The sequence below is a fragment of the Delftia deserti genome, from assembly GCF_042653485.1.
Taxonomy (GTDB): Bacteria; Pseudomonadota; Gammaproteobacteria; order Burkholderiales; family Burkholderiaceae_C; genus Comamonas; species Comamonas acidovorans.
In genome coordinates this window covers 3,931,035-3,944,066 of record NZ_JBHSIH010000001.1, presented here as the reverse complement: position 1 = coordinate 3,944,066, position 13,032 = coordinate 3,931,035, and the positions used below count along the sequence as shown (strand labels likewise).

Below are 13,032 nucleotides of genomic sequence, written 5' to 3'. Positions count from 1 at the left end.
GCAGCGCCTGCCGTGCGGGCTCGTCGATGGGGTCTAGCTGTGCGATCCGGCGATGCCGGTCAGGCCCGGCGTGCGAAAGCGGATCACGTCCTTGTGGTCCAGGCCGTTGGCGGCCAGGCCCAGGGCCGGGTCGGGCACGAAGGGCCGGCCCGACTTCAGCCACTGGACGGCGCTCCAGTCGATGCGGCCGAAGTCCGGATGGGCCCCGTAGATGCCGGGCAGCACGTCGCTGGCCAGCGCGCCGAAGGGGGTGTCGGCCGGCAGCGGCAGGCAGACGGGCGAGCAGAACATCAGGTGGTCGTCCCAGGCGATGTACAGCAAGGGGGCCGGAAAGTTCTCGCGCCGGTCGGCGGCCTCGAAGGCATAGGGGTACAGGGCGGTGACGCTCATGGCGCAGCTCCTTCGCCGGCCGTGGCCCCTGTCTGCCCGCCCGCGCCGGGCGGCGCATTGCCGCGCCAGGCCGCAAAGTGGCGCTGGTCCTCGGAGCCCTCGAAGTCGAAGTTGTCGCGCCCCGCGTTCAGGCCATACCAGTCGAGCACGGCGGCCAGCGGATCGAAGCCGGGCCGGCCGGGGTCGGCATCGGGCTTGAAACAGCGGCCCTGGTAGATCTGGTGCACGGGCAGCCAGGACTGCACGTATTTCTCTGGCTCGTGGTCGAAGATGTGCTTGCAGCCGTCGCTGCAGAAATGGTACTTGTCGCCCTGGTAGTCGGACTCGCGGTAGCAGATGCGCGTGGCGTCGCCGGGCTCGGTGAAGCCCATGGGAATCTGGCAGGTGGTGCACAGCATGGGCAGGGTCTTGTTGTAGAAGCGCCGGCCGGCCTGCTGTTCGGCGCGGTAATGCTCCAGGCGCGGGCGGTAGTGGCGATCGAAGCTGTCGGGGTATTGCGCGGCCAGCCAGTCCATCTCCTGCGGTTCGGGCACCCAGGTGTGGAAGGGTGCGGCGGCGCCGTAGTTGTAGAAGATGTTCCAGGCCTGGTGGCTGATGTGGTGCTTGCCCTCGCAGGCCTCTTTCCAGCCCATGGGCTCGCGGATGCCGTAGCGCGCCAGGTCGCGGAACAGGGCGCCGCCGTTTTCCTCGGCATACATCTCCCAGGCCTGCTTCCAGCTCATCACGCGTTTGGGCAGCATGTAGTCCTGCATCATGGCCACCAGGGTCAGCAGGCGGTAGCCGCGCCAGAACCACTTGTCGATCCAGCGCTGCACGATGGGCACGTTGGCCGGGTCCTGCTCCAGCATGAACTTGATGCACTCGATGCCCAGCGTCATGTGGCGCGACTCGTCGCTCTGCGCCGAGAAGCCGAAGGTCACCGTGGACAGGTCGCCGTTGTGCGCCGCGCCCGACATGAAGGGCACGAACAGCAGGTTGGTCAGCACATATTCGAACGAGAAGCTCACGGCCGTGAGGAACTCGAAGGGGCCGGCCGTCATCGCGTCCTCGAAGAAGGACTTGGGCACGGACAGGTACCAGACGCGGTCGTACCACTGCGATGCGTTGTGCATGCCGTTGAAGTACTTGTTGTAGTGGCTCAGCGCATGCGTCTCTGTCTGGAAATGGCGCAGCTCGTCGATGGACTGCATCTGCGCGGCCACGCGCGCGCCGGCCCCCGTGAAATGCCGGCCCACGTGGGCGAAGCCCCGGTGCGCGCCGTACTCCAGCGGCGTCACGCCCTGGAGGAACAGCTTGAGCGCGTTGACGTAGCGCGCGTCGGTCACGCCCAGCTGGCCGTTGTTCTGGGCGAAGGCCTCGATCACGGCGTAGAGCTTGCGCTCCTTCTCGCCCTGGTACTTCCAGTAGGCATCCATGGTCAGGCGGAAGGGGTCCTCCCAGCGGTCCCAGTCGTGGATCCTGATGCCCTCGTAGCGGTCGTAGGGGAAGACCTTGTCCATGGGCTGGTAGGTCGTGTCCCAGGCCAGGCCGCGCGTCATGGCGGTGTAGCGCTCCTTGAGGCCCAGCTTCTTCTTGATCACGGGTGCGTCCATGATGTCTCCTTGTCGTGTTGCTTGTGGTGTTGCCTGGCGGGCGGGGCGCGGCTCAGCGGCCCCAGCTCAGGGAGAACTCTTCGTCGTCCTCGTTGACGTGGCCCGACAGCGTCACCAGGTTGATCTGGATCTGCTGCAGGTCGAAGGGCTGGCCCGTGAGGGCCTCGATGCTGGCGCGCCGGATGACCAGGCGCCCGGGGCAGTCGATCTTCACGAGGCCGGGCGTATGGGCCGCCGTGGCCTGGGGGTTGTCGGCCAACACGGCCTCGACCACGGGGCGCGATTCCTCGTTGTCCTGGAAGGCGATGAAGACCCTGGAGACTGGGGCGGTGGCGGCGGTTGCGCTTGTCGTCATGGCGTGCTCCCCTTCAGATATCCAGGCCGGCCTTGCGGGCGCGGGCGTCCAGGGCCTGGCGCACTTCGGACAGCGCGGCCTGCGCGTCCTCCCCCAGGGCCATCGCGGCCACGGGTGCCAGCGCGGTCTGCGCCTGGTCCACATGGGCCAGGTACCAGCGCGACAGCAGGGCGCGGTTGGCACCGGACTCGGCGGCCGCCACCTTGGCCACGGCATCGATCCAGCGGGCCGACTCGGCATGCCACTCGGGCATGAAGGCCGTGAGCATGGACACGGCCGTGCCGCCGTGCAGCGCCAGCGGCCCGTCCACGAAGCGGCCGTAGATCAGCGGGTACAGCAGGCCGTCCAGCGCCAGGTTCTGGGCAATGAACAGCTCGATGGGGTCCTGCAGCACCAGCAGGTCCTCGACCAGGCGGCGCAGCGGCTGCCAGGCGGGGTCCTGCAGCCAGTCGTTCCTGCCGGCCTCCAGCACGCCGGGCTCGTCCATGGCCAGGCCCAGCCGCGTCAGGTACTGGGCCACGCCCAGCTGGTCCATGGCGTGGAACATGGCCGGCGCCGTGAAGGCCGTGCCATAGCCGCGCGAGCACATGCTGCAGTTGTTCATGTTGCCGCCCCAGGCCACGTGGCGCAGCGGCATCAGCACGGCACAGGCATGGGCACGCTGTGCATCGGCCATGCGCGCGGCCAGGCCGCGCGACTCGACGAACTGGTAGTTGGCCTCCATGGCCTCCTGCTGGCGCGCACGGGCCATGGTCCAGGTGGCGTAGTAGAACTGGCGCGGATCGCGCAGCGCATACCAGTCGGCCATGCGGATGGCCGTGCGGCCGGCGTCGAACAACTCCAGGCCCTGCTCCCAGGTCGGGCGGTAGTGGAAGTTTTCCTTGGGCTGGGCGCCCAGCATGGCCTCCAGATAGCGCGACGCGGGCTTGTCCCCCGTGTGCGCCGCGACGCGGTCGAAGGTATGGCGCAGCGGCTGTATCTCGCGCGCCTGCAGCTCGATGTTCATGGGCTTGTCTCCTGTGGGGTTCGTCGGGATTCGGGATGCGCTCACAGCACCGTGGCGCCCTGCCTGCGGCAGAAGTCCTGGAAATCGGGCTCGGCCATGGTCAGCTCCACCACCAGCTCGGGCCAGCCCACGGAGAACTCGAACTCCACGAAACCGTTGGCGCGCCGCTGCAGCACGCGCACCGAGCGGCGCGAGAGATCGCAGGCGGGCAGGTCGACAGTGGCGGTGGCGGTGCGGGTCGGGGTATCCATGGCGGGCTCCAGGCGAGGTCTTTGCCGGCCGGTGTTTGCACGGGCCGTGCCAGGCTGGCCCAATGGCGCAGAAATATCGATAAATACAGGGTTAGCCCCTAGATTTCAGACCACTCTCCGGCCCTGGAAAGGCGCCAATCCAGGGCAAACCCTTGGATGTCCGCGCCGCGCCCGCCTGCCATTGCGCAGTGCAGCATGATGAAATGGTGAATCCGGGACCCCGCATGTGCGCAATTGATCACCTGCCGGCCGGCACCGGGCGCGGGTGAATCCGCATTGGCAGGAAAAGTCGTTTTATCGATAGTTCAACCATGCCCACATCCGTCCCACCCCTGCCATCCGATGCCGACCTGCGCAGCCTCGTGCGCTTTTCCACCGAGGACGGGCTGATCTGGCTTTCGGGCCAGCGCATGCTGCTGCTGCACCTGGCCTCGCTGAGCGCGCTGCGCCGCGAAATGATGGAGACCATGGGCTCGGCCCATACGCGCCGGCTGCTGATGCGGGCCGGCTATGCCTCGGGCGAGCGCGATGCGCAGCTGGCGCGCCAGATCCGGCCCGATGCCAGCCTGTTCGACATGTTCGCCGTGGGCCCGCAGCTGCACCGGCTCGAAGGCGCGGTACGCGCCACGCCCGAGGTCTTCGAGATCGACGAGGCCGCGGGCCGCCTGCGCTGCGTGGTGCGCTGGGACCACAGCTGGGAGGCCGAGATGCACGGGCGCGAATGGGGCCCGCAGGAGGCGCCCGTGTGCTGGATGCTGCTGGGCTATGCCTCGGGCTATACCAGCGCCTTCTTTCGCCGGCCCGCGCTGTTCAAGGAAGTGCAGTGCGCGGCCTGCGGCCACGCGCACTGCCTGATCGAGGGGCGCTTCGTGCAGGAATGGCCCGATGGCGAGCTGCTGGAGCGCGACTACGCGCCCGAGTCCATGCTGGTGCGCATGGAGGAGCTGCAGTCGCAGGTGGAGGCGCTGCGCACGGGCCTGCAGCCCAGCGACGAGCAGGGTCCGCTGCTGGGCCGCTCGCGCGCCTTCCAGGGCGCCGTGGAGCTGCTGCGCAAGGCCGCGCCCACCCAGGTCACGGTGCTGCTCACGGGAGAGACCGGCGTGGGCAAGGAGCGCTTCGCGCGCGCGCTGCACGCCATGAGTCCGCGCGCTGGCAAGCCCTTCGTGGCCGTCAACTGCGCGGCGCTGCCGGCCGAGCTGATCGAAAGCGAACTGTTCGGTGCCGAGAAAGGCGCCTACACGGGCGCGGGAGCCGCGCGCATGGGCCGCTTCGAACGCGCCCATGGCGGCACGCTGATGCTCGATGAACTGGGAGAGCTGCCGCTGCCGGCCCAGGCCAAGCTGCTGCGCGTGCTGCAAAGCGGCGAGGTCGAGCGCCTGGGTGGCACGCAGGCACGCAAGGTCGATGTGCGCGTGATCGCCGCGACCAACGTGGACCTGGAACAGGCCGTCGAGCAAGGACGCTTTCGGCGCGACCTGCTGTACCGGCTCAACGTCTATCCCATCCGCATCCCCGCGCTGCGCGAGCGCGCCGACGACATCGCGCTGCTGGCCATGCATCTGCTGCACAAGTTCTCGGCACTGCACGGCAAGCCCGTGTCCGGGCTCAGTGACCGTGCCCTGGCCGCGCTGCGCGGCCACAGCTGGCCCGGCAACGTGCGCGAACTGGAGAACCTCATGGAGCGCGGCCTGATCCTGACGCCGCCCGGCGAGCTGATCGATGTGGGGGCACTGTTCCCGCAATGGAGCAACGCGGGGCATAGCGGTATCGATGCGCAGGGCTACCTGGCGCAAGGGCCCGGTGCCGAGGGCATGGCCGACGCCTCGGGCCTGTACGACGCCATGCTGGGCCAGGGCCTGCACCTGGAAGCACTGGAGGACGGCCTGCTGCAGGAGGCGGTGCGCCGCGCCGGCGGCAACCTCGCGGCTGCGGCGCGCGCGCTGGGCATGACCCGGCCGCAGCTGAGCTACCGGCTGTCGCGCATTCGCGAACGCACCAAGGAGTGAGCCCATGGCCAAGCGACCCTTCATCCAGCGCCTGCTGATGGCCGATGCGGACGGCGGCGGCGAAGCCTCGCGCACGCTGACCGAGCAGGCCTACGCCGAGCTGCGCGCCGACATCATCGAAGGCCGGCTCGTGCCCGGCAGCAAGCTGCGCATCGAGCACCTGCGCCAGACCTATGGCGTGGGAGCGGGGACGCTGCGCGAGGCGCTGACGCGCCTGGTCAGCGACGCCCTGGTCACGGCCGAGGGGCAGCGCGGCTTTCGTGTCTCGCCCATTGCCATCGATGACCTGGAGGACCTCACGCGGCTGCGCGTGCACATAGAGACCCAGGCCCTGCGCGACTCCATACGCCATGGCGGCGAGGACTGGCGCGCCCGGCTGCGCGCCAGCTACGAGGAGCTGTCTTCGCTGGAGCAGCCGCTGTCGCGCGCCCAGCGCCGCTCCTGGGAGATGATGAACCTGCGCTTCCACGAGGCCCTGCTGGCCGGCCAGCCCTCGCCCTGGACGCAGAAGGTGCTGCGACTGCTGGCCCGCCATGGCGAGCGCTACCGCTGCTACGCCATGGACCTGCCCGGCATGACGCGCGACGTGCATGCCGAGCACACCGAGATTTTCGAACTGGCCATGGCCGGCCAGGAGGCGCGCGCGGCCCTGGCGCTGGAGGCGCATATCTGCGCCACGCCCCACGAGCTGCTCAAGGCCTTGCGCGAGGGGCGCGTGCGACTGCCCGGCACGGGCGGCGCAGCGCCATCCGGCGGGCAGGCCGCGGGCTTGGACTGAGCACGCCCACGCCCTCCTCCACAAATCCCACACAAAGGCTCGACAGCCCGGCAAGATTGCCCGCCCACACTGCGGCAGCTGAATCTACGGAGCCCTTCTGCTGTGACCAATAACGCCCAACTTCTGGCCGACGAAGCCAAGTACTGCTCGTTCGGGGATACCGTCCACTACGTCAACCCGCCCAAGATTTTCTCGGGCTGCGAAGGCAGCTACATGTACGACGAGGCCGGCACGCCCTACCTCGATCTGCAGATGTGGTATTCGGCCGTGAACTTCGGCTACAAGAACAAGCGCCTCGAGCAGAAGATGATCGAGCAGCTGCAGACCCTGCCCCAGGTCGCCAGCCAGTACCTGCACCCGACCAAGATCGAGCTGGCCAAGTTCATCGCCCAGGATGCGGAGCGCAAGTGGGGCCATGCAGGCCGCGTGCACTTCAACGTGGGAGGCGCCCAGGCCATCGAGGACTCGCTCAAGGTCGTGCGCAATGCCAGCGGCGGCAAGAGCCTGATGTTCGCCTTCGAGGGTGGCTACCACGGCCGCACGCTGGGCGCCTCCAGCATCACCTCCAGCTACCGCTACCGCCGCCGCTACGGCCACTTCGGCGACCGCGCGCAGTTCATTCCCTTCCCCTACCCGTTCCGCCGCCCCAAGGGCATGACGTCCGAGGAGTATGCGGACTCCATCGTCCGGGAATTCGCGCGCAAGTTCGAGAACGAGTACCACGCCATCTGGGACCCCAAGACCAACCAGTGCGAGTACGCGGCCTTCTACGTGGAACCCATCCAGGGCACGGGCGGCTACGTCGTGCCGCCGCCCAACTTCTTCAAGGGCCTCAAGAAGGTGCTGGACGACCACGGCGTGCTGATGGTGGTCGATGAAATCCAGATGGGCTTTTGGCGCACCGGCACGCTGTGGTCGGTGGAGAACTTCGGCGTCAAGCCCGACGTGCTGGTCTTCGCCAAGGCGCTGACCAACGGCCTCAACGCCCTGTCGGGCCTGTGGGCGCGCGAGGAGCTGATCAACCCCACCATCTTCCCGCCGGGATCGACCCACTCCACCTTCGCCTCCAACCCGCTGGGCACGGCTCTGGGCCTGGAAGTCATGAAGATGACCCACGAGATGGACTTCGGCCGCCAGGTGCGCGAATCGGGCGCCTACTTCCTCGAAGGCCTCAAGGAGCTGCAAAAGCGCCACAAGGAAATCGGCGACGTGGACGGCCTGGGCCTGGCGCTGCGCGCCGAGATCTGCACCGAGGACGGCTTCACGCCCAACAAGGCGCTGCTGGACAAGATGGTGGACATCGGCCTCGAAGGCGGCCTGGAATACCAGGGCCAGAAACGCGGCCTGGTGCTGGACGTGGGCGGCTACTACAAGAACGTGATCACCTTCGCGCCCTCGCTGATGATCTCGCGCCCCGAGATCGACGAAGCCATGGTCCTGCTGGACCAGTTGCTCACGAAAGCCAAGGCGGCCTGAAGGCGCGATGCCCGCAGAGCGCCTGCACAACCAGCTCGAACCCCCAGGCCTGCTCGCGCAGTTCGCGGCCCATCCTCCCGAGGGCTTCGCACTGCTGCAGGACTGGCCGGCGCCGGCCTTCACGGCGCCCTTCGATCTTCTGACCACGGCGGACGACGCGCTCAAGGCGCGTCTTTTGTCGTTGCCCGGTGGCGGCTGGCTGTCGCGCCGGCTGCGCCTGTCCACCGACTTCGTGGGCACCACGGTCAGCGAGTACGCCGTGCTGCCCATGGGCACCCCTGCCGCCCAGCAGGCTGCCGCGCTGCGTGCGCGCGCAGGCCGGCGCATGCTGACCATCGTCAAGGACCTGCCCCAGGATTCCCCGCTGCTGCCGGACGCCGACAACGCCCATGCACGGACGCTGGCGCTGGCGCTGGCCGATGCGGGCTTCATCCTGGTCGAGGGCCAGGCCCTGGCCCATGTGCCCATCGACTTCTCCAGCCTGGACGAATACCTTGCACGCCTGTCCAGGAGCCGCCGCCAGAACCTGCGCCGCAAGCTCAGGAGCCGCGCGCAGCTGCAGGTGCAGCGCATCCCCACGGGCGCGGCCTTTGCCGATGACGCCCGGGTCGATGCCTACTACGCGCTGTTCGATGCGGTGTATGCGCAAAGCGAGATCCACTTCGACAGGCTCACGCGCGATTTCTTCGCGGCCCTGCTGCGCGATGCGGGCAACGGCGGCACCGTGTTCGAGTACCGCGCGCTGCAGGACGACGGCACGCCCGGCGCGCTGCTGGGCTGGAACCTGTGCTTCGAGCACGGCGGCAAGCTGATCGACAAGTACATCGGCCTGTCCTACCCGGCCGCGCGCGAGGCCAATCTCTATTTCGTGAGCTGGATGGTCAACCTTGAATACGCCATCGAACGCGGCCTGAGCCACTACGTGGCCGGCTGGACCGACCCCGAGGTCAAGGCCCAGCTGGGCGCCAGCTTCACCTTCACGCAGCATGCGGTCTTCATCCGCAATCCGCTGCTGCGCGCACTGGGCCGGCGCTTTGCCGGCCACTTCGAAAGCGATCGCCAATGGAGCGAACAGAACTGAATGCCCAGCCCGTGGTGCTGGATGTGGATGGCTCGGTGGGCTCCTTGCCCGGCGAGCTGCGCCTGCCGCTGCAGCACTGGCAGGAGCAGGTGCGCTTCGGCTGCGGCCTGCGCCGCTTTGCGCAGTTCCGCGCGGCCCTCGACGCGCAACTGCCCGCCGCGCATGGCACGGCCCTCATGGGCAGTGGCGACTTCCACCACCTGAGCTGGCCGCTGATCGAGCGCTGCATCACCGCCCAGGCCCTGTCCGCGGGCCGGCCGCTGCGCGTGGTCGTGCTGGACAACCACCCCGACAACATGCGCTTTCCCTGGGGCGTGCACTGCGGCTCCTGGGTGCGGCGCGTGGCCTTGCATCCGGCCGTCTCGCATGTGCATGTGGCCGGCATCACCTCCGGCGACATCGGCCGCGCGCACGCCTGGGAGAACTACCTCACGCCGCTGCGCGCCGGCCGCCTGAGCTACTGGAGCGCGGGCGTGGACACGGGCTGGGCGCGCCGCCTGGGCGTGGATGCCGCCTTTCGCGGCTTTGCCAGCGTGGCGGATCTGTCGCGCACGCTGGCGCGCATGCTGCGCGAGCAAGCCCAGCCCACCTACCTGAGCATCGACAAGGACGTGTTCGCGCCCGAGGTGGTGCGCACCAACTGGGACCAGGGCCGCATGCAGGAAGGCGAGGCCCTGGACATCATCGGCGCGCTGGCCGGCCAGATCGTGGGCAGCGACATCACGGGCGATGTGTCCTCCTGGCGCTACACGACCTGGTGGAAGCGCTGGATGAGTGCCGGAGACGGCCAGGACACGCAGATCGACGCACAGACGCTGGCCACCTGGCAACTGGGCCAGCATGCCTTCAACGAACGGCTGGTGGAGCGTCTGCAGCAGGCCAGTTGAGGAGCCGGGGCCGCGGCGTCAGACGGCCGCCCGCGCTGTGGCGCTTTCCAGTACATCGACCAGATCGCCAAAGCGCGCGTCGTCGAACCACAGGCTGTTGCCCACGGCCACCAGGCGCCGTGCCCAGTCACGCCCCTGGTCCACCACGTCCTGGCGCGCCAGGCCCAGCACATGGTCGTAGCGGCCATAGTCGGGCAGCACATGGACGAAGGGCAGCGACAAACCCCAGCCCCTCCCCCATTGCGCACGCAGCAGCGCATCGCGCGTCGCCGCATCGCGCAGGCGCAGCAGCAGCACGGGCCAGACGCCTTGCGCACCCGGCACGGTGTCACCCACCATCTCGACCCCGTCGATGGCCGACAGCCAGGCGCTGCGCTCATGGGCCTGGCGCTGCAGTTGCTGCTGGAAATCCGCCAGCCGCGCCAGCGCGCGCCGGCCCACGCGGCGGCGCCAGGCGCCCAGCTCATGGCGGGGAATGGCGTCGTCGAAATCATCGCCGGCGGCCTGCACCCAGTCGCTGCGCGACAGCGCATCGCGCAGGGGACGGCCATAGGCCAGGTCCAGCCCGGCGGGGCGGTACAGCGCCGCATAGCCCAGCAGCTCCAGGCTGCGGCGCAACTCCCAGCCCCGGTCCTGGCGCACGCTGGCCGCATGTGTCTCGCGCAGCGCCTCGCGCAGCGCAGGCTCGCGTGCCAGCAGCACGCCGCCCTCGAAGGTGGTCAGGCCCTTGCCCACGGCCAGGCTGTAGAAGCCCACATCGCCCTGCCAGCCCAGGGGCTCGCCGCGCAGGCGGGCGCCCAGGGCCTGGGCCGCGTCCTCCACCACCCAGGCGCCCACGGCGCGCGCGCAGTCCACGGCCGTGGCCACGTCGGCCACGCGGCCGCACAGATGCGTGGGCAGCACGGCCAGCGTGCGTTCGCTGCACAGCGCGCGCAGGCGGGCGCTGTCCATGTCCAGTGTGTGGGACTGCAGATCGCACAGGCGCAGCTGCAGGCCGCAGTGCGCCACGGCCAGGGCCACCAGCGGGCAGGTATAGGCGGGGGCGATGACTTCGCTGCGGCCCGGCGCCAGGCGGCGCAGGGTCTGCAGCGCCACCATCAGCGCCGAGGTGCCCGAGCATTCCAGCTGCACGGCGGGCACGCCCAGCCATTGCGCCAGCGCCGTCGCCAGGTCCGCGTCGCCCCAGGGCAGCAGGTCGGCCGCGCGCAGCGGCAGGCCCGCCGTGGGCGGCAGCACGCGTTCAGCCACGGTGCGTGCCGTGCTCGGCCGAGGCCGCCAGATGCGCGGCGCCCGCGCTGGCCGAGCCCGCGCCCGGATTGCCGCCCGCATGGCCCGGCGTGTCATCGTCTGCGCCGGGCCCCTCGGCCTCCTGCGTCTCGCTGACGGCCAGGCAGGCGATGCCGGCCACGATGAACAGGCAGCCGATGATCTGGGGCATGCCTATGCGCTCGTCGAACAGCCAGTACGACAGTGCCAGCACGGAAAGAATCTCCAGGTGCGATGCCGCGAAGGCCGGGCCGATGGGCGCGCGCTTGAGCAGGGTCATCCACGAGAAAAAGGCGCCGATGTAGCCCACGAAGGCGCCATAGATCCAGGGCTGGCCGAACACGCGCGCCAGCCAGGCCGTGGAGAACTCCAGCGGCAGCGCCGCATTGCCGGCCTGCTTGAAGCTCAGCTGGGCCAGCGTGTCGAAGGCCATGAGCACCAGAAAGCCAATGAAATAAAAGCGCTTCATACCGGTATTTCAGTTCCTTGATGCTCGCTCTGCACGCATCGCGTGGGACTGCCGCGGCGCATGCGCGGGACGCCGAGCAAGAGCCGCCTCGCAGCGAAGGTGTCGTCCCCCTCCCAGGGGGAAGCGGCGCAGCCGCTCAGGGGGTATTCCATCTTCAATGCAGGCCCACGATGGCGACGCCTATGGACACGAGGACAATTCCGGCGACCCGCATGGGTGCCAGCTTCTCGGCAAACAGCAGCCGGCCCGCGATCATGATGGCCACGATGTTGATGGAGCCCAGCAGCACGCCTTCGGACAGCGGCACCAGCGAGAGAAAGGCCAGCCACAGCACGAACTCGGCCACATAGCAGCCCACGCCCAGCCACAGCCAGGGCCTGGAGGCCATGAAGCGCCAGCGCGCCAGGCCGTCGAGTTCACCGGGCTGGCTGGCGGCGGCCTTGAAGGCCAGCTGGCCCCCGCTGTCCACCAGCACGTTCAGCACCCACAGCGTGATGACCAGCGGCGACAGATCACTGCCCATGCCGCGCGGCCTCCGCATCCCGCACCTCGCGGGGGGCGGCACCGCTGGCGATGCGCGCCACGAATTCGGTGGTGCGCGCGATCACGGTGCGGCGGTCGCGGTCGATGGTGACCATGTGGTAGCTGTTGTCCAGCAGCACCAGCTCGACATGGGCCTGGCTGGCGCCGTGCACGATGTCATGGGCGTTGGCCACCGACGAGATGTCGTCGTTGCGCGCATGGATGACCAGGCAGGGCGAGCGCAGCTGGGGCAGGCGCGCCAGCACATGGGCCGAGAGGCGGCGCAGCTCGATGATGGACCACCAGGGATTGCCCGGCAGGCCGGCCGCCGCGCTGTCGCCCGAATGCATTTGCTCGACCACGCGCGCGCGCAGGGCCTCGTCCTTGATGCCGTAGGGCGGCTGCTCCATGAACACGCTGTGGCGGCCAATGCCCAGCGCGCGGAACAGCGGCAGCAAAAAGGCCAGGCGCGTGTAGAAGGGGATGCTCCAGCCGTCGTAGCGGAAGGTGGTGGACAGGGCGCAGACGCCGTCCACCTTGTCGGGGTGGCGCTGGGCCACGGCCAGGGAGAGCACGGCGCCCATGGACAGGCCGCCGACCACCACATGGTCCATGTGCTGCGACAGCCGCTGCAGGCCGGCCTCCACGCTGGCCAGCCAGTCGGTCCAGCGCGTGTCGACCAGATCTTCCATGCTGCCGCAATGGCCGGCCAGCTGGACCGCATAGACGGTGAAGCCCTGCTTGTTCAGCCCCTTGGCCAGCAGGCGCATCTCGGCCGGCGTGCCCGTGAGCCCGTGCACCAGCAGCACGCCGGTGCGCGCGGCAGCGCCCGTGCCGGGCATGACGAATTCATGCTCGGTCACGCAGACGCTGTCCAGCCCCGTGGCAGCAGCCTGCTCGCTGTGCTGAACCAAGGAGAGCCCATCACTCAAATTCATGTCAATTTTCCATGA

14 protein-coding genes are annotated in these 13,032 nt (G+C 69.0%); 5 read left to right on the top strand and 9 right to left on the bottom strand.

Going from position 1 to position 13,032, the window contains the following annotated elements:
* Nucleotides 1-33 precede the first annotated feature (33 nt).
* Genes ACFPFG_RS18955 through ACFPFG_RS18935 form a run of 5 tightly spaced genes read right to left on the bottom strand, consistent with a single transcriptional unit; the run spans nt 34 to nt 3,594 of the window.
* Entirely contained in the window at nt 34-390 is a 357-nt protein-coding gene (locus tag ACFPFG_RS18955; RefSeq protein WP_183017515.1) for a phenol hydroxylase subunit P4, read from the bottom strand.
* A complete protein-coding gene (locus tag ACFPFG_RS18950) occupies nt 387-1,982 on the bottom strand; it encodes an aromatic/alkene/methane monooxygenase hydroxylase/oxygenase subunit alpha (RefSeq protein ID WP_183017514.1) in 1,596 nt (531 codons plus the stop codon). The genes ACFPFG_RS18955 and ACFPFG_RS18950 overlap by 4 nt, the downstream gene beginning before the upstream one ends.
* Nucleotides 1,983-2,034: 52 nt before the next feature.
* Entirely contained in the window at nt 2,035-2,337 is a 303-nt protein-coding gene (locus tag ACFPFG_RS18945; RefSeq protein ID WP_183017513.1) for an MmoB/DmpM family protein, read from the bottom strand.
* Between the two features lie 13 nt (nt 2,338-2,350).
* On the bottom strand, nt 2,351-3,343 hold the full coding sequence (locus ACFPFG_RS18940; protein WP_197954321.1) for a ferritin family protein: 993 nt from the start codon (nt 3,341-3,343) through the stop codon (nt 2,351-2,353).
* A gap of 41 nt (nt 3,344-3,384) precedes the next feature.
* Nucleotides 3,385-3,594, bottom strand: a complete 210-nt coding sequence (locus ACFPFG_RS18935) for a phenol hydroxylase subunit (protein WP_183017511.1) — start codon at nt 3,592-3,594, stop codon at nt 3,385-3,387.
* Nucleotides 3,595-3,905: 311 nt separating this feature from the next.
* Here ACFPFG_RS18935 and ACFPFG_RS18930 point away from each other — a divergent pair, with 311 nt between their 5' ends.
* From ACFPFG_RS18930 to ACFPFG_RS18910, 5 genes are all read left to right on the top strand, one after another.
* A complete protein-coding gene (locus ACFPFG_RS18930) occupies nt 3,906-5,600 on the top strand; it encodes a sigma-54-dependent Fis family transcriptional regulator (RefSeq protein WP_197954319.1) in 1,695 nt (564 codons plus the stop codon).
* Between the two features lie 4 nt (nt 5,601-5,604).
* Nucleotides 5,605-6,378, top strand: coding sequence for a GntR family transcriptional regulator (locus ACFPFG_RS18925; protein ID WP_380107815.1), 774 nt, complete (start codon nt 5,605-5,607; stop codon nt 6,376-6,378).
* Between the two features lie 102 nt (nt 6,379-6,480).
* Entirely contained in the window at nt 6,481-7,854 is a 1,374-nt protein-coding gene (locus ACFPFG_RS18920; protein ID WP_016447370.1) for an aspartate aminotransferase family protein, read from the top strand.
* A gap of 7 nt (nt 7,855-7,861) precedes the next feature.
* A complete protein-coding gene (locus tag ACFPFG_RS18915) occupies nt 7,862-8,935 on the top strand; it encodes a GNAT family N-acetyltransferase (protein ID WP_197954317.1) in 1,074 nt (357 codons plus the stop codon).
* On the top strand, nt 8,917-9,822 hold the full coding sequence (locus tag ACFPFG_RS18910) for a hypothetical protein (protein ID WP_380107813.1): 906 nt from the start codon (nt 8,917-8,919) through the stop codon (nt 9,820-9,822). Before ACFPFG_RS18915 ends, ACFPFG_RS18910 begins: the two co-directional genes overlap by 19 nt.
* A gap of 18 nt (nt 9,823-9,840) precedes the next feature.
* Here the strand turns inward: ACFPFG_RS18910 and ACFPFG_RS18905 are convergent, their stop codons facing one another.
* The 4 genes from ACFPFG_RS18905 to ACFPFG_RS18890 all read right to left on the bottom strand — a co-directional run bounded on the left by ACFPFG_RS18905 (nt 9,841) and on the right by ACFPFG_RS18890 (nt 13,017).
* Entirely contained in the window at nt 9,841-11,070 is a 1,230-nt protein-coding gene (locus ACFPFG_RS18905) for a DegT/DnrJ/EryC1/StrS family aminotransferase (RefSeq protein ID WP_380107811.1), read from the bottom strand.
* Nucleotides 11,063-11,557: a DMT family transporter gene (locus tag ACFPFG_RS18900; protein WP_012202071.1), complete on the bottom strand. Its 495-nt coding sequence runs from the start codon at nt 11,555-11,557 to the stop codon at nt 11,063-11,065. Before ACFPFG_RS18900 ends, ACFPFG_RS18905 begins: the two co-directional genes overlap by 8 nt.
* A gap of 154 nt (nt 11,558-11,711) precedes the next feature.
* The gene (locus ACFPFG_RS18895) at nt 11,712-12,080 is read right to left on the bottom strand and encodes an EamA family transporter (protein ID WP_183017505.1); all 369 of its coding nucleotides are present in this window, start codon (nt 12,078-12,080) and stop codon (nt 11,712-11,714) included.
* Nucleotides 12,070-13,017, bottom strand: a complete 948-nt coding sequence (locus tag ACFPFG_RS18890) for an alpha/beta hydrolase (RefSeq protein ID WP_183017504.1) — start codon at nt 13,015-13,017, stop codon at nt 12,070-12,072. The genes ACFPFG_RS18895 and ACFPFG_RS18890 overlap by 11 nt, the downstream gene beginning before the upstream one ends.
* Nucleotides 13,018-13,032: the final 15 nt, after the last annotated feature.

Bases quoted from the DNA above. Each gene is read 5' to 3' on its own strand.
- ACFPFG_RS18955 (WP_183017515.1), bottom strand. From the start codon at position 390: ATGAGCGTCACCGCCCTGTACCCCTATGCCTTCGAGGCCGCCGACCGG.
- ACFPFG_RS18950 (WP_183017514.1), bottom strand. From the start codon at position 1,982: ATGGACGCACCCGTGATCAAGAAGAAGCTGGGCCTCAAGGAGCGCTAC.
- ACFPFG_RS18945 (WP_183017513.1), bottom strand. From the start codon at position 2,337: ATGACGACAAGCGCAACCGCCGCCACCGCCCCAGTCTCCAGGGTCTTC.
- ACFPFG_RS18940 (WP_197954321.1), bottom strand. From the start codon at position 3,343: ATGAACATCGAGCTGCAGGCGCGCGAGATACAGCCGCTGCGCCATACC.
- ACFPFG_RS18935 (WP_183017511.1), bottom strand. From the start codon at position 3,594: ATGGATACCCCGACCCGCACCGCCACCGCCACTGTCGACCTGCCCGCC.
- ACFPFG_RS18930 (WP_197954319.1), top strand. From the start codon at position 3,906: ATGCCCACATCCGTCCCACCCCTGCCATCCGATGCCGACCTGCGCAGC.
- ACFPFG_RS18925 (WP_380107815.1), top strand. From the start codon at position 5,605: ATGGCCAAGCGACCCTTCATCCAGCGCCTGCTGATGGCCGATGCGGAC.
- ACFPFG_RS18915 (WP_197954317.1), top strand. From the start codon at position 7,862: ATGCCCGCAGAGCGCCTGCACAACCAGCTCGAACCCCCAGGCCTGCTC.
- ACFPFG_RS18910 (WP_380107813.1), top strand. From the start codon at position 8,917: ATGGAGCGAACAGAACTGAATGCCCAGCCCGTGGTGCTGGATGTGGAT.
- ACFPFG_RS18900 (WP_012202071.1), bottom strand. From the start codon at position 11,557: ATGAAGCGCTTTTATTTCATTGGCTTTCTGGTGCTCATGGCCTTCGAC.
- ACFPFG_RS18895 (WP_183017505.1), bottom strand. From the start codon at position 12,080: ATGGGCAGTGATCTGTCGCCGCTGGTCATCACGCTGTGGGTGCTGAAC.
- ACFPFG_RS18890 (WP_183017504.1), bottom strand. From the start codon at position 13,017: ATGAATTTGAGTGATGGGCTCTCCTTGGTTCAGCACAGCGAGCAGGCT.